Annotated in this window: 18 protein-coding genes; 10 read left to right on the top strand and 8 right to left on the bottom strand. The window is 64.0% G+C overall.

Features of this window, described 5'->3' with window-relative positions:
* Window positions 1–23: 23 nt before the first annotated feature.
* Entirely contained in the window at window positions 24–1,112 is a 1,089-nt protein-coding gene (locus VFZ66_17515) for an ATP-binding protein (protein ID HEX6290988.1), read from the bottom strand.
* A 291-nt stretch (window positions 1,113–1,403) separates the two neighbouring features.
* Here VFZ66_17515 and VFZ66_17520 point away from each other — a divergent pair, with 291 nt between their 5' ends.
* Entirely contained in the window at window positions 1,404–2,507 is a 1,104-nt protein-coding gene (locus VFZ66_17520) for an alpha/beta fold hydrolase (protein ID HEX6290989.1), read from the top strand.
* A gap of 3 nt (window positions 2,508–2,510) precedes the next feature.
* Here the strand turns inward: VFZ66_17520 and VFZ66_17525 are convergent, their stop codons facing one another.
* Entirely contained in the window at window positions 2,511–2,810 is a 300-nt protein-coding gene (locus tag VFZ66_17525; GenBank protein ID HEX6290990.1) for a hypothetical protein, read from the bottom strand.
* A 58-nt stretch (window positions 2,811–2,868) separates the two neighbouring features.
* Window positions 2,869–3,822 carry a D-2-hydroxyacid dehydrogenase gene (locus VFZ66_17530; protein HEX6290991.1) on the bottom strand — a complete coding sequence of 318 codons (954 nt, stop codon included), beginning with the start codon at window positions 3,820–3,822 and terminating at the stop codon, window positions 2,869–2,871.
* Between the two features lie 84 nt (window positions 3,823–3,906).
* On the opposite strand from VFZ66_17530, the gene VFZ66_17535 reads away from it, so the two are divergent.
* Entirely contained in the window at window positions 3,907–4,827 is a 921-nt protein-coding gene (locus VFZ66_17535; GenBank protein ID HEX6290992.1) for a serine/threonine-protein kinase, read from the top strand.
* Between the two features lie 79 nt (window positions 4,828–4,906).
* Complete coding sequence (locus VFZ66_17540) at window positions 4,907–6,091, top strand: SH3 domain-containing protein (protein HEX6290993.1); 1,185 nt, start codon at window positions 4,907–4,909, stop codon at window positions 6,089–6,091.
* 97 nt (window positions 6,092–6,188) lie between these two features.
* Here VFZ66_17540 and VFZ66_17545 read toward each other — a convergent pair whose 3' ends face one another.
* Both VFZ66_17545 and VFZ66_17550 read right to left on the bottom strand, forming a co-directional pair.
* Window positions 6,189–6,956, bottom strand: coding sequence for a metal-dependent hydrolase (locus VFZ66_17545; GenBank protein HEX6290994.1), 768 nt, complete (start codon window positions 6,954–6,956; stop codon window positions 6,189–6,191).
* 39 nt (window positions 6,957–6,995) lie between these two features.
* Window positions 6,996–7,685: a dienelactone hydrolase family protein gene (locus tag VFZ66_17550; protein ID HEX6290995.1), complete on the bottom strand. Its 690-nt coding sequence runs from the start codon at window positions 7,683–7,685 to the stop codon at window positions 6,996–6,998.
* 146 nt (window positions 7,686–7,831) lie between these two features.
* On the opposite strand from VFZ66_17550, the gene VFZ66_17555 reads away from it, so the two are divergent.
* The 5 genes from VFZ66_17555 (at window position 7,832) to VFZ66_17575 (ending at window position 10,587) form a co-directional block, all read left to right on the top strand.
* Window positions 7,832–8,422, top strand: coding sequence for a DNA starvation/stationary phase protection protein (locus VFZ66_17555; GenBank protein HEX6290996.1), 591 nt, complete (start codon window positions 7,832–7,834; stop codon window positions 8,420–8,422).
* Window positions 8,423–8,438: 16 nt separating this feature from the next.
* Window positions 8,439–9,005 carry a DNA starvation/stationary phase protection protein DpsA gene (gene dpsA, locus VFZ66_17560; GenBank protein ID HEX6290997.1) on the top strand — a complete coding sequence of 189 codons (567 nt, stop codon included), beginning with the start codon at window positions 8,439–8,441 and terminating at the stop codon, window positions 9,003–9,005.
* Between the two features lie 11 nt (window positions 9,006–9,016).
* Window positions 9,017–9,562 carry a DNA starvation/stationary phase protection protein DpsA gene (gene dpsA, locus VFZ66_17565; protein HEX6290998.1) on the top strand — a complete coding sequence of 182 codons (546 nt, stop codon included), beginning with the start codon at window positions 9,017–9,019 and terminating at the stop codon, window positions 9,560–9,562.
* 93 nt (window positions 9,563–9,655) lie between these two features.
* The gene (gene trxA / locus VFZ66_17570; GenBank protein ID HEX6290999.1) at window positions 9,656–9,985 is read left to right on the top strand and encodes a thioredoxin; all 330 of its coding nucleotides are present in this window, start codon (window positions 9,656–9,658) and stop codon (window positions 9,983–9,985) included.
* Window positions 9,986–10,104: 119 nt separating this feature from the next.
* Window positions 10,105–10,587 (top strand): VOC family protein, encoded by a 483-nt coding sequence (locus tag VFZ66_17575; protein HEX6291000.1) that lies wholly within the window; start codon window positions 10,105–10,107, stop codon window positions 10,585–10,587.
* A gap of 63 nt (window positions 10,588–10,650) precedes the next feature.
* On the opposite strand, the gene VFZ66_17580 is transcribed toward VFZ66_17575, so the two are convergent.
* Window positions 10,651–12,054 carry a VWA domain-containing protein gene (locus VFZ66_17580; GenBank protein HEX6291001.1) on the bottom strand — a complete coding sequence of 468 codons (1,404 nt, stop codon included), beginning with the start codon at window positions 12,052–12,054 and terminating at the stop codon, window positions 10,651–10,653.
* Between the two features lie 155 nt (window positions 12,055–12,209).
* On the bottom strand, window positions 12,210–13,136 hold the full coding sequence (locus tag VFZ66_17585) for a MoxR family ATPase (protein HEX6291002.1): 927 nt from the start codon (window positions 13,134–13,136) through the stop codon (window positions 12,210–12,212).
* A gap of 216 nt (window positions 13,137–13,352) precedes the next feature.
* Between VFZ66_17585 and VFZ66_17590 the strand changes: the two genes are divergently transcribed.
* Together VFZ66_17590 and VFZ66_17595 are read left to right on the top strand one after the other, a co-directional pair.
* Complete coding sequence (locus tag VFZ66_17590; protein ID HEX6291003.1) at window positions 13,353–14,156, top strand: hypothetical protein; 804 nt, start codon at window positions 13,353–13,355, stop codon at window positions 14,154–14,156.
* A 79-nt stretch (window positions 14,157–14,235) separates the two neighbouring features.
* A complete protein-coding gene (locus VFZ66_17595) occupies window positions 14,236–14,994 on the top strand; it encodes a GEVED domain-containing protein (protein HEX6291004.1) in 759 nt (252 codons plus the stop codon).
* 62 nt (window positions 14,995–15,056) lie between these two features.
* Here the strand turns inward: VFZ66_17595 and VFZ66_17600 are convergent, their stop codons facing one another.
* Window positions 15,057–16,703, bottom strand: coding sequence for a trehalose-6-phosphate synthase (locus VFZ66_17600; protein ID HEX6291005.1), 1,647 nt, complete (start codon window positions 16,701–16,703; stop codon window positions 15,057–15,059).
* Between the last annotated feature and the right edge of the window lie 102 nt (window positions 16,704–16,805).

A 16,805-nucleotide genomic window follows, 5' to 3' on the forward strand; every position in this document is an offset into this window, starting at 1 on the left:
CTCGCCCTCGCCCGAATCGTTGCTCAGCTCGTCTTTTTTTTTTGCTCCTGCTCCTGGCCGTCGGTGCGCTCGGCCTCGCGCTGGATGATCGCGCCGAGCTTCTCCTCGTCGAGCTGCACATCCACGAATGGCTGACGCCGCATGCGATGCGGCAACGCCAGCTCAGCCGCGATGCGAATATCGACCGGCGTGAGCGTCACACGGCCTTCGAGCGCCGCGTGAGTTCGCGCGGCCTCCAGAATCGCCAGATCGGCGCGATGCCCGTCTACGCCCAGCTCGACCGCCAGCCGCGCGACGATGCCCATGTCCATCGAGGTCAGCTTGACGCTCGGCAGGAGCTTCGTCGCCTCTTTGATCCGCTGCGCCAGCACCAGCTCGGCGGGCTCCCACTCGGCGGCGAAGCCGATCGGATCGCGATCGTAGGCGATGCGGCGCTGGATGATCGCCACGCGGTCGTTGATCTCGCGCAGGCCGCCGATCTCGACGACCAGACCGAAGCGATCGAGCAACTGCGGTCGAAGCTCGCCCTCTTCGGGATTCATCGTCCCGACCAGGATGAAGCGCGCCGGATGCGATACCGAGATGCCCTCGCGCTCGACGGTGTTGACGCCCATCGCGGCGGCATCCAGCAGCAGGTCGACCAGATGATCATCAAGCAGGTTGACCTCGTCGACGTACAGGATGCCCCGGTTGGCCTCGGCCAGCAGCCCCGGCTCGAACCGGCGCTGTCCTTCGGCCAGCGCGTGTTCCAGATCGAGCGAGCCGACCACCCGGTCTTCGGATGCGTTGACCGGCAGCTCGACCAGCCGCGTGGCGCGCTCGACGACCGGCAGCGTCTCGCCGGATTCCAGCCGCGACAGGCACGAGTCGCACATGCGCTGCGGATCGTCGGGCGGATCGCCAAATGGACAGTCGGCGACGACACGCAGCATCGGGAGCAGCCGCTGCAAGGCGCGCACAGCCGTGGACTTGGCGGTGCCTTTCTCGCCGCGAATCAGGACGCCGCCGACACGGGGGTTGATCGCGTTGAGCAGGAGGGCGCGCTTGAGACGCTCCTGTCCGACAATAGCTGTGAATGGATAGACCGGACGATTAGTAATTATGGTAGGCAACAAAAAACCTCCAACCCTTTCGACGAGCCGGAGTAGCGATATTCATTGAAAAGTGACCGAAGAAGTTCAGAACCGACACCGACACGAATCTGTTTGAATTTGAAAAGGCGTATTCCCTCTGGGATGCCGTATTGTTGCACAGATTGTCGTAAAAGTCAAACACCAATTTAACAGATTCGTATCATCCGGTTGTCATTGTGCCCGGCGACTGTCGCTGCGCCATTATACATTATTTTGACTTATTTGTATACCTTGCGTTCGACACGCGATCTTCGGTACGATCCCGCACACATGATACTCATAACCAACATCGCGCTAGGGGCGCTCTGGTGGCTGCTCGCCGCTGAGATCGCCGCAGCGCTGGCGGGCTGGCAGGGATTGGTCATCGGCGGGCGGCGCTGGCTGGTGCTCAGCGCGCCGCTGCTCGGCGGCCTGAGCTGGCTGCTCACCGGCAACACGTCGACTGATTGGCTGGCCTGGGGCATATCCGCACCGCCGGGCCTGCTGCTCTTTGCGCTTCTGGCGCTGTTGCGGCAGCGCGAGCGACGACCGGAGACGATTCTGGCTCCCGGCGAGCGCCACGGACGGCGGATTGTGGAGCTGGCGATCCCGATCGAGGGCGGGCCAATGCCCGCGCTGCTGGTCGAGCCAGCGGGCGGCTGCTCACGAGCGGTGCTGATCGTGCATGGCGCTGGCAACCATAAAATGTTCTACGCCTGGCCGCTGCTGCACGGCCTGTCAGACGCCGGTTTCGCCGCCTGCGCGATCGATGTGGACGGCCACGGCGATAATCCCCGCGTGCTCGATCTGCCCCACGTGCTCGACAATGTGGCGGCGGGCGTGGACTGGCTGCGTGAGCGCTATGCCAGCGTGGCCGTGCTCGGCATCAGCCAGGGCGGCTGTATCGGGGCGCGCGCCGTTGCGGAGGGCGTCGCCGCCGACGCGCTGATCCTGCTAGAAGCGCCGATCACCGTCGAGGTGACAAAGGCGGTCATCCGGCGCGAGATGCTCACGCTCGCGCTGCCCGCCACCTGGGCGCTGCACCGTGATGTTGGGACGCTGGGGATCGTGCAGGGATGGCGCACCAAGCCAACGCGCGCCCGGATCGGCACCGTGGAGCTGATCCGGCGGCTGGATCTGCTCGATAGCGTCGCGCGGATCTCCTGTCCGCTGCTGCTCTGCTACGGCGGCAGCGATGCGGTCGTGCCGCGATCCCAGGCTCACGCCGTGGCCGCCGCCGCGCCGCCGGGGACCACCTTTGCGCTCGTGCCGCGCGCAACGCATCTCTCGCTGTCGATCGACGGGCGGGTTATTCGGCTGGTGCGCGATTGGCTCCATGCGGCGCTTGAGCCGACAACAGAAAGAGCACAGCCTCCTGTGCTCTTTGACGAATGACGGTTAGTGCTGGCGCGGCCTGGGCGATGGTCTGTCTTCGGGCGAGCGCGGCGGCGGCGGATTGATCGCCATCTTGGGATCGATGTCGCCTTTGGGCGTTTTGACCATCTTGGGATCGATCGGGTCCCTGGCCGTTGTAGTTGCCGCAGGGGCGGCTGTTTCGGTGGTGGCTGGCTGCGCTGTCGAGCGCTCGGCCTGCGCCAGATATGTCGGCGCGGTTCGGCGTGCTGTGGTTGCGCGCTGAGCGGCCCACAAGCCCGCAACGCCAGCCGCGACCAGCAGGCCGATTGTGATGCCTTTCATGATAAAGCTCCTCATGCTGTGTCTGACGCGCTCCTTGCAGGATCGGTTCCAGCGCGGCTCAATATCCGGCCTCCAGATCGACCACATTGATCAGCGGCTCGCCCTGCACGAAGCGGCGCAGGTTGCCGACAAACAGATCCACCGCGCGGCGGGTCGAGTGCGGCGATGAGCCGGAGTGATGCGGCGAGATCAGCACGTTAGGCAGCGTCCAGAGCGGGCTTTCCTGGGGCAGCGGCTCCTGCTCGAAGGTATCCAGCGCTGCTCCGGCGATAGCGCGGGCCTCAAGCGCCGCGATCAGTGCGGCCTCGTCGACGATTGCGCCGCGAGCGATGTTGATCAGCCAGGCACGTGACGGCAGCAGCGCCAGCTCGCGCTCGCCGATCATCCTGCGCGTCGCATCCGTCAGCGGCGCGGCGATCACCAGAAAATCGGTCGCGGGCAGCAGATCGCGCCAGTGCTCGCCGCTGACGATCCGCTCGAAGCCCTCGACGGCGCGACCGCTGCGGCTGATGCCCCAGACGCGCATCTCGAAGGCCGCCGCCCGCCTGGCGATCTCTCGTCCGATCCCGCCGGTGCCAAGCAGCGTCAGCGTCTTGCCCGTCAGCTCCTCGAAACGTATGTGATCGTCCCAGCGCCGCGCCTGCTGTGCCGCGAGCATCTGCGGCCCGTGCTTGACGATCATCAGCAGCGCGTGCAGCACCCACTCGGCGATCGGCGTGGCATACACGCCCGCCGAGTTGGTAAAGGTGATCTTGCGGTCGGTCAGCGCGTCCGAGAGCAGCCCATCGACGCCCGCGCTGGCGGTGTGGACCCAGCGGACCTGCGGCGCGGATGCCAGCACGCGCTCATAGACCTCGTTGGCGATGTGCGAGCGAAAGAACACCTCCGCCTGACGAGCATCGGTCGCGAGCGAGCCGTCCCTGGCGACGATCACCAGCTCGACCGGCAATCCAAGCTCCGCCGCCCGCTCACGCACACGGTCTGCAATCGCCTGCCCCACGATGACCTGCATAGCCTGCCTCCTCCCCGGATCTGAGCATCCAAAATATACTGGCATAAAGGTTGCACTGACCACCCCGAAGGATGGTTGCACCTTATGAATCGCTATCTGATACAAGAGCCGCTCCGCTCAGGCGGAATGGCGATTATCTATATTGCCTGGGATACCGCGCTCCAGCGGCACGTCGCCATTAAGCGCCTGAAGCCGGAGCTGATCAGCGATCCTGAGGCGCTTGAGGCGTTCCGTGCAGAGGCGCGAACTCTGGCCGCGCTGCGCCATCCCAACATCGTCGAGGTCTTCGACGCACATCTCGACGATCAGCCCTATCTCGTGCTGGAGCTGGTTGACGGGCAGACCTTGAGCCAGCTCATGCCGCTGCCGCCACAGCAGGCGGTCGATTATACGCTGCAAGTGGCGGCGGCGCTGGCGCATAGCCACGCCAACGGCATCATCCACTGCGATATTAAGCCCGACAACATCTTGATCGATCAGGCGGGCCACGTCAAGCTGCTCGACTTCGGTATTTCGACGGTTGGCGGGCAGTGCAGCGAGGGCGAGGTGCTGGGATCGCCGCACTATATCGCGCCGGAGCGGGTGATGGGCATGCCGATCACGCCCGCCGCCGACGTGTACTCGCTCGGCATCGTCCTGTTTCAGATGATCACGGGCGTGGTGCCCTTCGACGGGCCGGACGCCGCGACGATCGCGCATCTGCACACGACCGAGCGCGTGCCGCTGATGAGCGAGGTTATCTTGAGCGTGCCGCTGACGCTGGAGCGGGTCGTCGCCAAGGCGACCGCGCCCTCGGCTATCGCGCGGTACAAGGATGGCGCCGCGATGTACGCCGCGCTGATCGAAAGCCGCTACGAGCTGGCCGGTCTGCGCCCGCCGCCGGTCCCGATCGCGGAGCTGCCGATCGACTCGCCGGAGCGTCTCTGGGAAGTGCCGACCAGCCCGATTCCGCCCATGAAGGAGCAGGCGCGCGGCGATGGCGGATCGTACCTGACGGCAGCTTGACAGGATCGACCGCCCGTGGCTACCATAGAGCGCGGAGCGTGGAGCATGGGCGATCACGATGATTGCTCCTAGAGCAGGTATGGCACAGCATATGTCAGCGCCGACGACGCCGGTCTTGGAAAATCGCTATCATCTCGACGCGCTCGTGTACAGCGATAGCGCCGTTGTCGCCTACCACGGTCGCGATCAACTGCTCAACCGGCCCGTCACCGTCGAGCTGCTGCGCCCCGATAATGCTCAGAACACAGCTTTCGTGCAGCGGATGCTCGACAAAGCGCGCAGCGCGGCGCTCGCCAATCTGCCGCATGTCGCCGCGCTCTACGATCAGCATAGCGTCGGGGAGCGTCCTTTTCTGGTGCTGGAGGAGCTGGCCGGTCCCGCGCTGGACGATCTCGCGCCGCTGCCGACCGATCGCGCGCTCAAGGTGGTCGAGACGATCGCCGAGACGCTAGAGGCCGCCATCGCGCGCGGCGAGATGCTGCCGAGCGCCAACGGCCAGACGATTCGCATGCATCCCGAAGGCCGCATCCAGCTAATCGATCTGGGCCTTGAGCAGACGCCGCCCGATCAGGCGCGGGCCGCGCAGACGCTTGGCCGCCTGCTTACGATCGCGCTGGGCGGCAGCGCCGATCCGAGCCGCGCGACGCCGCCGCAGGCCATCGCCGAGCGCGCTGCGCAGGGAGCCTACCCGTCGATCGCGGCGCTGCTGGCCGATCTACGGCACCTGCGCCAGCTTGCGGACACGCCTACTACCGTGATTCCGCGCACGCACCAGACGATTCCGATCCCCGATACCGCAGCCAGGCCAGCCGTGCGCAGCGGCACGGCGGCAGCGCCGCTGCCAGCGCTCGAACCGGCACCCACGGCGAGCGGACCATCCCAGCAGCGACGGCTGCTGTGGGGCATCGCGGGCGCGGCTGGCCTCGTGCTGCTGCTCTTGCTCGGCAGCCTGGTCCTGGGCAGCGGCGACGAAACCGCCGACTCGCCCGCGCCGTCAGCCATCGCCGGAGAAAGCCCAGCGCCATCGGCCAGCGGTGCCGCAGCGCCCAGCGGCGAGCGCTACGTCGTCGCCACGAACCGACGACAATCGCTGACGGTGCGCAGCGGACCGAGCCGCTCATTCCCGCCCATCGCCTCGCTGCCGTACGGCACGCAGGTCGAGGTGATCGAAGGGCCGCAGGCGGCGGATGGCTACAACTGGGTGCGGATTCGCGCCGCCAACGTCGACGGCTGGTGCATCAGAGAGGCGCTAAGGAAGCAATGATCATCCTGTGTCAGGACCACGAAACGTCATAACAGCGTAGGGCGGATTGTTGAACCTTTCGACCATCATCAATCCGCCCCCGACAACCTCTGGAGTCCTACGCCCCCAGATTATCGCCGACCGCCGCGCTCGCCTGCTTGCCGACCGTCGTGCTCTGGCCGGGATCCAGCGTGACCACCTCGATATTCTGGCTCGACAATTCCTGCTGCAACTCTGCCGGAGTGCCCGCCAGGATCGGGAAGGTGCCGTAGTGCTCAGGGATCACCCGCTTGACGCCGAGCAGCTTCGCGGCGTACGCAGCCTGCCTGGGGTCCATCGTGAACCAGCCGCCGATCGGCAGGATCGCCACGTCGGGCGCGTACAGCTCGCCGATGATGCGCATATCGCCGAAGACGCACGTATCGCCGGAGTGATAGACGACCGTACCGTCCTCGAAGGTCATGACGTAGCCCACGGGATTGCCCAGATAGACAATGTTGCCGGAATCATCGACGATGCTCGACGAGTGAAGCGCCGGAGTCATGGTGAACTTGACGCCCGCCGCCTCGACGGTGCCGCCCATGTTGAAGCCCATGCAGCGATCTTCGGCCAGGCCCTGGCGCGTGAGCCAGGGTACCACGTCGAACATGCACAGCACGGGAGCCGACGTGCTCTGCGCAATGCTAAGCACATCCTGAACATGATCGAAGTGGCCGTGTGTGATCACAATCGCGTCGATGTTCTGGGTCGCGTCGCTCTTGAGTGCCTGCGGAAACTTGGGATTGCCCTCGATCCAGGGATCGAGCAGAATGCGCTTTCCGCCGGGACTCTCGAACAAGAACGTGCCATGTCCTAGCCAGGTGATCGTCACATTGCCATTTGCCATGATCTCCTCCTGTTGTGTAGCGGATCGATCCTCACTATTTTATGCCGACTGAAGCTGTTTGTGAAAGAAGGCCAGCACGCGCTGCCAGGCATCGGCGGCGGCTGCCGGATCGTAGTGCTCAGGGCGCGTATCGTTGAAGAAGGCATGGTCCGCCTGCTCATAGACCACGATCTCATGCGGCACGTCGGCGCGCTGCCAGACCTCGCGCTTGTGCTCGATCACTTCCGGCAGAATGCCCTGATCGCGGCCACCGTACAGCGCCAGGACCGGACAGCCGATCGCCATCAGCAGCGCGTCGTCCAGCCGTCTGCCGTCGTAGAACGCAACCACCGCGTCGATGCGCGGCGTTTTGGAGCCCAGCACCAGCGCGAGCGATCCGCCCATGCAAAAGCCGACCGCGCCGATGCGCTGTACCTCCGCGCGACCGCACAGATAGTTGACCGCCGCGACGATCTCCTGAACGGCACGCGACATATCCAGGCCCATCGCCAGCTTGCGCGCCTCGTCGGGCTCGGTTGCCACCTGTCCATGATACAGATCCGGCGCAAGCGCGACAAATCCGGCGGCGGCAAAGCGATCGGCAATCGCTTTGATGTCGTCGGTCAGGCCCCACCACTCCTGAATCACGATCACCGCCGGAACCGAGCCGCTCCCGGCGGGCCGAGCCAGGTAGCCGCTGCCCTGCGTCTCATCCGACGTAAACGCGATCATCTCTCCTATCTCTGCCATCTGGCACCTCCGTGTTCCAAGTTTCGAGTTCCAAGTTTCAAGTTCCAAGTTCCAGGCTTCGAGTTCTCCTGTTCTCTCGTCCTCGCGATGTGGCATACAAGTTGCTGCTGAAATCGAGAGCCTCTAGCGCAAAGGAGTGTGCATGTATGGTCATGCGCCAGTATGAAATTGAGCAAGAATTCGACACGGTTGAGTCCAACGCGCTGATGATCGACACGGACGTTGCCAGGCAGGTGATCGCTGCGCTCAACCAGCATCTCGCCAGCTTGTACGCGCTACATCATCAATACCACAAACACCAGTGGGTTGTCGAGGGGCCGCAGTTCCGCGAGCTGGAGCAGCTTTTCTCGATGCACGCCGAGCAAGTCGAGCTGGCGGCGGTCGAGATTGGCGAGCGCGTGAACGCGCTGGGCGGCGTGCCGGCGGCGACGATGCGCAAGCAGGTTGAGCTGTCGTATCTGCAAGAAGAGCCCGATGGCATCCTGGGCATTCGCGACATGCTGGCGCGCGATGTCGAGGCCGAGCGGACCATCGCCACGAAGCTGCGCGAGCATATCCGCCTCGTCACCGATCTGGGCGAGTACGGCACCGAGGATCTGCTGAAGCAAACGCTGCAAGACACCGAAAAGCGCGCCGCGTTCGTCCAGAAGCACCTGGAGCGCGAAAGCCTGGATCGCGGCCTGGTGGGATCGCAGCCCGACGCGCGTAAAGTGGACGCGACGATCGACAAGCAGTAGCAAGGAGCCTCGTACGATGACTCAAGCAGAGCGTATGCCGGAGATTCGGCAGCAACCGAACGAAATCATCGACAATCCGCTCAGGCTCAACCGCGACACCGCCCAGCAGCTCATCGAGGCGCTCAACAGCGATGTCGCCAGCCTGTTCGTGCTGTTCCACCAATACCAGAAGCACCACTGGGTGGCTGAGGGGCCGCAGTTCCGCGACATTCACCTGATGCTGGAAGAGCACTACACCGCCACCCAGATACAGGCCGACGCCTTTGCCGAGCGGATCGTCACCCTGGGCGGCGTGCCCGTCAGCGGCCCGACCGCGCAGCTTAAGCGCGGCTATATCGCCGAGGAGCCGGAGGGCATTCTGGATCTGCGCCAGATGCTATCGAACGATCTCAAGGCCAACCAGCAGATTTTGATCAGGCTGCGCGAGCATATCAAGCTGGCGCGCGACCTCGGCGATTACGGCACCGAGCAGATGCTCAAGCGCCACCTGCGGGAGCAGGAGTTCCGCACGCAGGACATCATGCACCTGCTTGAGCACGAGACGCTCGACGAGGTGCTGGCGGGCGGCAAAAAGCAGCAGTAAGCGGAGGATCTATGGCAACGCAACGCGAAGTGCGCCAGGAGTCCAACGTCGTGCGCGATAATCCGTTTGGCCTGCCGCAGGGCACGGCCAGCCAGATCGTCGCGGCGCTGAACGAGGACCTGGCGAGCATGTTCACGCTCTATCACCAGTATCATAAACATCACTGGATCGTCGAGGGCGCGCAATTTCTGGAGCTGCATCTGCTGCTGGAAGAGCACTACACGCAGCTTCACACCCAGTTCGACGCGGTCGCCGAGCGGCTCGTCGCGCTGGGCGGGCTGCCCGTCAGCGGCCCGACCGAGATCGAGCGGCATGCGTACATCAAGCACGAGCCGGAGGGCATGTTCGATCTGCGCGAGATGATCAGGCATGATGTCGAGGCGGAATGCGAGATCGCCACCAGGATGCGCGAGCATATCGGCCTCGCCAACCGGCTGGGCGACTACGGCACCGAGTCGCTGCTCAAGCAGTTCCTCGAAGAGGGCGAGAAGCGCGCGGCCTTCCTCGAAAAGCATCTGATGCGCGAAAGCCTGAGCCGACATATTCCTACCGAGTAGGCTAAACGGCTTACTTTTGGTAAGCAACGGATAATGGTACAATAGATGCGTAGCTGTGAGTCGCTGGAAGATCCACAGCTTGAGGAGGTAACAATGGCAGGCAAAACGGTCGCAGTGACCGACGCGGATTTTGAGCAGACTGTGCTGAAATCGGACAAGCCCGTAATCGTCGATTTTTGGGCACCCTGGTGCGGCCCATGCCGCGCGGTAGCGCCGATCCTCGAAGAGCTTGCGGGCGAATACGATGGCAAAGTGGTGATCGCCAAGGTCAACACCGACGAGCAGCAGCGCTACGCCTCGCAGCTCGGCATCATGGCGATCCCGACGCTGATTATGTTCAAGAACGGCAAGGAAGTCGATCGCATCCAGGGCGCGGGTCCGAAATCATACTACGTGCCGCGCATCGAGAAGCTCCTGGGCTAGACCCACCGCCAACCTCGCCAGAGACGAACAAAGAACAAAGAACAAAGGGCTTAAATCCGCTGTTCTTTGTTCTGTTTGTTTCTGGGTTTGGTTTCGAGCTCTGAGTTTTGAGCAGCAGCATGACAACACAACCATTTGAAGTCGTCGGCCTCGACCATGTGCAGCTTGCCGCGCCCGCGGGCTGCGAGGATGCCGCCCGCGAGTTTTACGGCGGGCTGCTGGGCCTGCCGGAGCTACCCAAACCGGCGACTCTCGCGGGCCGGGGCGGCGTCTGGTTTCAAGTCGGCGCGCAGGGATTGCATATCGGCGTGGAGCAGCCATTCGCGGCGGCGCGCAAGGCGCATCCCGCGCTGCTCGTGCGCAACCTCGACGCCCTGGCCGAGCGGCTAGAAACCGCCGGTGTGCCCGTCACCTGGGACGCGGATCTGCCCGGATACCGGCGCTTCTACGCCTACGATCCGTGGGGCAACCGGCTGGAGCTGCTGTGGCCGGATGACGCAGAACCGAGGCGCGGGGTACCCATGCCGGGTGCCCATGCCCAGAGGGCACCCGCCTGGCACCCGCCTGGCACCCGGAACCAAGAACCAAGAACCGAGAACTGAACAAAAGAACAAAGGAACAAAACGCAGACCTTCTTTGTTCCCTTGTTCCCTTGTTCCTCCGGCTTACCCCCCAGTCAAGAGGCGATCGATCGCGTTGGCGAGCTGTTGCAGCGTGGACACATGATGCACGGCGTCCATCCTGGGCGCGTACAGCGGCATATCGCTGTCGCCGGTGCCCCACAGCCGCTCATGCTCCGGCGTCAGCCAGATCACCCGCCGCGCGTGGCGCTTGATCACGTCGATACAATCCAGGCGGGGATCGTTGTAGTTGTTGCGGCCATCGCCCAGCACGATCACCGTCGTGCGGCGATCGACCATGCTGAGATGATCGCGGCAGAACGTCGCCAGACTATGGCCCAGGTCGGTCGAGTAGTAGCCCGGCGGAATACGATGCAGCACCTCGGAGATCGCCACCTGGGGCCGCTGGCCGACGAAATCCTGCGTGATGTCGTGAATATCGTCGATGAAGGCGAACGAGTGCGTGCGCGCGACAATATCTTGCAGCTCGTACATCATCGTCAGCATAAACGTCGCGTGGGGCCGCATCGAGGTCGAGATGTCGCAGATCACCGCCAGCTTGGGCTTCAGCCGCTTGCGCCGAAACTTTAGCTCGATCGGCACGCCGCCGTAGCGCTGAGCGCTGCGCACCGTCGCCTTGGCATCCAGCGTGCCCGCCCGGTGACGACGATTGCGCAGCGCCGCGCGGGTGCGCAACCGCGCCGCCATGCGCCGCACCTCGTCGCGCAGCATCTCGATCTCGCGGGCACTAAGCTGATCGATCGGTCGATTCGCCAGATCGTGAATCGGATCGCGCTTCATCTGCTCGGCAAGCTGTCGCGCAAGGCCCTGCCCGACATACTGCTCGATCTGCTGCTCCAGCGTCTCGGCGTTGCCCTCGGCCATCTCCTGCACGCGCTGGCGGCCCTCGCGGCCCATACCCTGCTGTTGCAGCGCCGCCTCAAGCTGCTGAAGCAACTGCTGCAACTGGTGCAGGCCAAGCTGCCGCTGCATATGGCCCTCGACATAGCGCCGCGCGTAGGGCGTGATGTTCGACATCCGCTGCATGCCCGCCTGCTGCGCCAGCCGCTCAAGCTCCTCGCGCGACAACTGCTGGCCGTTCATCAGGCGCTGCAGCAGCTCGCGGAGCTTCTGGCTAAGCTGCTGCATCATCTGCTGCATTGCCTCCGAGAGCTGCTGCTGCTGCTGCTCGTCGAGGCCGCTGCCCGCGCCCTGCATCTGCTGCATCGGCGGCGTGCCCACGTTGAAAAAGAGCGGGAACAGCTCGTCAAAGGTCGGAAAATCCGCGTGCTCTTTCACCAGCGTCGTGCGCAGCGCGGACTTGAAGCCCTCGCGATCTTGCACGCCGATCGTTTCGAGCGCCCGCATACAGTCGGCGCTCTCCGCCAGCGACACGCGCACGCCAGCGCCGCGCAGCGCCTGCACAAATTCGACAATCCGATCATCCATAGGCGTTTACCAAAAAAGAACGATCGATGCCGGGTATCGTCGCAGGCTATTACGCATCGATCGCTCGCGCAAACGTAGCATCGCTACCAAAACGTCAGCCACCCTGGTTCCGAGTGTCACATTTCGTGTTCGTCGAATATTGAACTGTCGGCATGCTAGCGTCCGAGCCGCCCCGCATCGCGACCGGGCTGCATCGCCCGCCGCGCGCGCTGGACATCGCTCTCGTGCTTGAGCAGCACCGTCAGCGTATTGTCGAGCGTCTCGCGATCAAGCGACCGGGCGTTGAGCATCACCAGCGCGCGCGCCCAGTCCAGCGTCTCGGAGACACTCGGCGATTTCTTCAGATCCAGGCCGCGCAGCTTCTGCACCAGCTCAACCGCCTGCTGGGCGATCTTGGGCGCGAGATCGGGAACTTTGAGCCGCACGATCCGTAGCTCGGCCTCCTCGTCGGGATAGTCCACGAAGAGATACAGGCAGCGGCGCTTGAGCGCCTCCGACAGCTCGCGGGTATTGTTGGAGGTCAGAAACACGGCGGGATGATGCCTGGCGCGAATCGTGCCCAGCTCCGGCACCGATACCTGAAAATCGCTGAGCACCTCAAGCAAGAACGCCTCGAACTCGCTGTCAGCGCGATCGATCTCGTCGATCAGCAGCACCACCGGCTCAGGCGACAGGATCGCCCGCAGCAGGGGGCGCTGCAACAAAAAGCGCATCGAGAAAAAGACATCCTCCTCGGCAGCCAGCCGGTCGGCGGCCTCGGTCAGCGACGAGGCATTTGCCAGCGTTTCGCGGAGCTGATCGCGCAGCAGTTGCGTGTAGAGCATCTGCTTGGCGTACTCCCACTCGTACAGCGCCTTCGTCTCGTCCAGGCCCTCGTAGCACTGAAGGCGGATCAGCTCGCGCCCGGTAGCGGCGGCCCAGGCTTTCGCCAGCTCTGTCTTGCCGACACCGGCGGGGCCTTCGGCCAGCAGCGGCTTGCCGAGCTTCTCGGCTAGAAACACAACCGTCGAGATGTCATCGGTGGCGATGTACTGCTGAGACGTTAACGCGCTGCGAACGTCGGTCATCGTCGTAAACGTCATGGCGGCTCCTTCTACCAACGGGAGGAACGGGAGGCGGGGTGTGAGCATCGCTGTCACATCGGCGCGACAGGGACCGCTCTGCAATCATTGTACCAGCCTTCGCAACTTTGCAAAGAGGTACCCTCACAAGGACGAGCCAGGAGCATGGAAAGGTGCTGCGCGGATCGCACGTCTTTAACGCAAAGCCCTGTTCTTGCAACAAGGAGTATGTGGAGTATGCTGATGCCTCATCTGCATCTTCGTCCACTCGGCCTCAAGCCGAAACGTCCGCTCCTGTCGGCGCTCGTGCTTGGCCTCGCGCTCTCGGTCACGGCCATGGGCCAGCCCGTCGGCGCGGCGACCACCGACCCGGATCTTGGTGACGCGCCCGCCAGCACCAACAACTTTGGCGTCGTGATGCAATATTATCCGGGCAGCCCCCCGGCGAACTTCCCGACGGTCTTCTTCGCGGGCGCGCAGCCGACCGGACCCAAGCACTTCAACAGCCCAACGGTCATGTACCTGGGCAACGGCAACGTCGGCGGCACGATCACTGCCGAGGGCCAGGCCGATGTCGGCGGCGATGCCGATGGCATAAACAACATCAGCCCGCCCGCCAACACCGCGAACCAGGACAGGGGCGATGATGGGCCGGACTGGACGCCGATGGGCGGTATCACCTTCTGCCAGCAGAAGCAGTTCCGCTACTGGGTAACAGTCCTGCCGGGAGCGCCCACAACCGCCTATGTCAACTCGTGGGTTGACTTCAACAATAGCGGGCGCTGGGGCGATGTCTTTGCCTGCGGTGGGCTGAACGTGGACGAGTGGATCGTCAAGAACCAGGCGATCACCTTGCCGGGACCGGGCGTGTACCTCTTCTCCACACCGCTGTTCAACGCCTCGCCCAATCCGATCACCCAGCGCAGATGGGCGCGCATCACCCTGAGCGAGACGCCCGCTACCTGGAACGCAGCGCGCGTCGGCAGCGGCCCGATGAATGGCTGGAAGTCCGGCGAGACGGAGGATTATGTTCTGCCGTAGCTAGCCGCCACACGTACGCGCGACGCCTCCCCCACGTCGCGCCGCCCACGATCACCTCTTTAGCCCGAAGGAAGCGCCTATGTTCAGCCTACCGAGTCGTCGGTTCACAACGCTTTTCCGCCCGCTCTCGCTCGTGCTTGCTCTGGGCCTTGCCGTTGGTGTCGCCGGTAGTCAACCGGCCTACGCCACACCCGGCGGCGACCTGGGCGACGCGCCCGCCAGCACCAACAACTTTGGCGTCGGCATGACCGCATGGCTTGCCGGGCCGCCCGCCAACTACCCGACCGTCTTCTTCGGCGGCGTGCAGCCGACCGGACCGTTCCATCAAAACCTGTCGCTGCTCTTCCACCTCGGCCCGGCGATCTCATGTGAGAATCAGGCCGATATAGGCGGCGATTGTGACGGCGCGAACAACATCAATCCGCCCGCCAACACCGCCAACAACGACAAGTTCGACGACGGAATCAACTGGCCGCTCTTCGGCACCTGCCAGAGCATGCCGGTGAACTACGTCGTCAACGTGCTGCCGGGAGCTCCTACCAACGTCTTCGTCAACGTTTGGGCCGACTGGAACAGCAACGGCAGGTGGGGCGACACGCCAGGCTGCAACGGGATGGTCGCCGATGAGTGGGCCGTCAAGAATCAGATGATTGCGCTGCCCGGTCCCGGCACGTTCGTCTTCACCACGCCCAACATCCTGCCGATCCGCAGCGGACGACCGCAGTGGGCGCGCATCACGATCAGCGAGACACCCGCCACCTGGCCTGCCGCGCGCGTTGGCAGCGGCCCGGCTGGGAGCTGGAAGTACGGCGAGACAGAGGATTATATTCTGCCGTAGCGACCCGTAAACGCAACCGGGCGACTCGATCGAGTCGCCCGTGCATTATTGCCTCTCGAAGCCTACAGATCGGCAGCGCCAGCCGTGTGTACGGAACCCACCTCGGATAGATCTTGCGCCCCGTTCCTGTCGACGGCGATCTCCGGCGGCTGCTCCTGGGCGGTGCTGCCCACCTCGTCCGCGCCGAGCAGCCGCTGAAAATCCTCGAACTGATGGTACAGCCACATCGCAATATCTTCTTCGGCCACCAGCCGCCTGAGCTCGCCCGATCGGCGGTAGCGCTCGGCCAGCGGCATCACCAGCGCCGCGTGGAGCGCCTCTGCCGTCCCGACAATATCGCTGGGCGAAACCATCAGCGCCGCAGAGCCGAGCTGCTCGGCAGCGCCCGCGCCCTCCGACAGGATCAGCACGCCGCCGGTAGGATTGACCGTGACGCCCTCCTTGGCGACAAGGTTCATGCCGTCGATGATCGGATTGACCAGCAGCACATCGTAGAGCTGCATCGCCGCAACGCCGCGCTCGTAGTCGTCGCCGACGAACAGCTCGATCGGACTCCACTCGCCGGTGCCGTAGCGCGTGTTGATCCAGCCCATCGCAATCATGATCTCTTCCAGATAGCGGCCATACTCCTCGACGCCCAGCCGCGACGGCACCAGAAACGCCAGAAAGCGCACCCGCCCGCGATGCTCAGGATACTTCTCCAGCATCAGCTCGAATGCCTGAAAGCCGCGCACAATATTTTTGCTTGGCTCGACCCGATCGATGCGCACGATCGTTTGATCGCCGAGCCGCCCACGCAGCCGGTAGCGATGATCGCGGACCACGGGCGAAGTCTCGGCCAGATGTTGCAGCGCGGGCACGTCGATCGAGATCGGATACACGCCCGCGTAGACGGTATGCCCATTCAGCTCGACCGTCTGCTCGTTATAGCCGATCCTGGCATCGGGCAGATAGGCCAAGCAGGTATTCAAAAAATTGCGCCGGTAGCGGTTGGTCTGGAAGCCGATCACGTCGAGCGCGCAGCACGACCGCAGGATCGCTTCGCGCATCTGCTGCGGCAGTAGCGCCCAGTAATCCGGCCCCGGCCAGGGAATATGCACGAACAGGCTCAGCAGCGTGCGCGAGTCGATGCGCTCGCGGAGTATGCCGCCCACCAGATACAGGTGATAATCATGCAGCAAGACCAGCGCCTGACGGTCGGCGCGCTCGATCTCCTGCATGATCGTCTCGGCAAACTCCGCGTTCACCCGCTCATAGGCGCGCCAGGCATCCCACATACTCTGCGTGATATTCGGCGTGCGCGGCGCGTCCCACATGTAGTGCTGCAAAAACCACAGCAGCGGATTGGCGATCTCGTTGTAGTACTGGCGGTAATCGTCGGGATCGGGCGTGACAAAGCGCAGATCGAAGCGCGCGTCGTCGGTCTGCCAGTGGATCAGCTCGCCGCTGGCCTGCGCCGCCTGCTCGCGGTCGGCATCGGTCATCGCCGCAGCGATCCAGATCGGCGCGGTCAGCCGGCTGACCGCCGAGATCGCCGTCACCAGGCCGCCTGAGCCGCGCGATCCTTCGATCTGCCCCTGCTCGTTATGGCGAAACTCAACCGGCCCGCGATTCGAGGCCAGGATCAACGCGCGCTGTGCCAGCAGCCGCTCGCTGAGTAGATTAAGATGGCCCTGGTGCTCCAGAGATAGTTGTTCAACATCAGCCATACGACGTAGTATGCTCCTACACGGGCGAAGCAGCCACCCAGGCCGCACACCGCTTCATCCAGCATGCTTGAGAAGATCAGGGCACGACGATCGCAGCAGGAT

The organism is Herpetosiphonaceae bacterium, assembly GCA_036374795.1.
In the GTDB taxonomy this organism is placed as follows: Bacteria; Chloroflexota; Chloroflexia; order Chloroflexales; family Kallotenuaceae; genus LB3-1.

Bases quoted from the DNA above. Each gene is read 5' to 3' on its own strand.
- VFZ66_17520 (HEX6290989.1), top strand. From the start codon at position 1,404: ATGATACTCATAACCAACATCGCGCTAGGGGCGCTCTGGTGGCTGCTC.
- VFZ66_17525 (HEX6290990.1), bottom strand. From the start codon at position 2,810: ATGAAAGGCATCACAATCGGCCTGCTGGTCGCGGCTGGCGTTGCGGGC.
- VFZ66_17530 (HEX6290991.1), bottom strand. From the start codon at position 3,822: ATGCAGGTCATCGTGGGGCAGGCGATTGCAGACCGTGTGCGTGAGCGG.
- VFZ66_17535 (HEX6290992.1), top strand. From the start codon at position 3,907: ATGAATCGCTATCTGATACAAGAGCCGCTCCGCTCAGGCGGAATGGCG.
- VFZ66_17540 (HEX6290993.1), top strand. From the start codon at position 4,907: ATGGCACAGCATATGTCAGCGCCGACGACGCCGGTCTTGGAAAATCGC.
- VFZ66_17545 (HEX6290994.1), bottom strand. From the start codon at position 6,956: ATGGCAAATGGCAATGTGACGATCACCTGGCTAGGACATGGCACGTTC.
- VFZ66_17550 (HEX6290995.1), bottom strand. From the start codon at position 7,685: ATGGCAGAGATAGGAGAGATGATCGCGTTTACGTCGGATGAGACGCAG.
- VFZ66_17555 (HEX6290996.1), top strand. From the start codon at position 7,832: ATGGTCATGCGCCAGTATGAAATTGAGCAAGAATTCGACACGGTTGAG.
- dpsA (HEX6290997.1), top strand. From the start codon at position 8,439: ATGACTCAAGCAGAGCGTATGCCGGAGATTCGGCAGCAACCGAACGAA.
- dpsA (HEX6290998.1), top strand. From the start codon at position 9,017: ATGGCAACGCAACGCGAAGTGCGCCAGGAGTCCAACGTCGTGCGCGAT.
- trxA (HEX6290999.1), top strand. From the start codon at position 9,656: ATGGCAGGCAAAACGGTCGCAGTGACCGACGCGGATTTTGAGCAGACT.
- VFZ66_17575 (HEX6291000.1), top strand. From the start codon at position 10,105: ATGACAACACAACCATTTGAAGTCGTCGGCCTCGACCATGTGCAGCTT.
- VFZ66_17580 (HEX6291001.1), bottom strand. From the start codon at position 12,054: ATGGATGATCGGATTGTCGAATTTGTGCAGGCGCTGCGCGGCGCTGGC.
- VFZ66_17585 (HEX6291002.1), bottom strand. From the start codon at position 13,136: ATGACGTTTACGACGATGACCGACGTTCGCAGCGCGTTAACGTCTCAG.
- VFZ66_17590 (HEX6291003.1), top strand. From the start codon at position 13,353: ATGCTGATGCCTCATCTGCATCTTCGTCCACTCGGCCTCAAGCCGAAA.
- VFZ66_17595 (HEX6291004.1), top strand. From the start codon at position 14,236: ATGTTCAGCCTACCGAGTCGTCGGTTCACAACGCTTTTCCGCCCGCTC.
- VFZ66_17600 (HEX6291005.1), bottom strand. From the start codon at position 16,703: ATGGCTGATGTTGAACAACTATCTCTGGAGCACCAGGGCCATCTTAAT.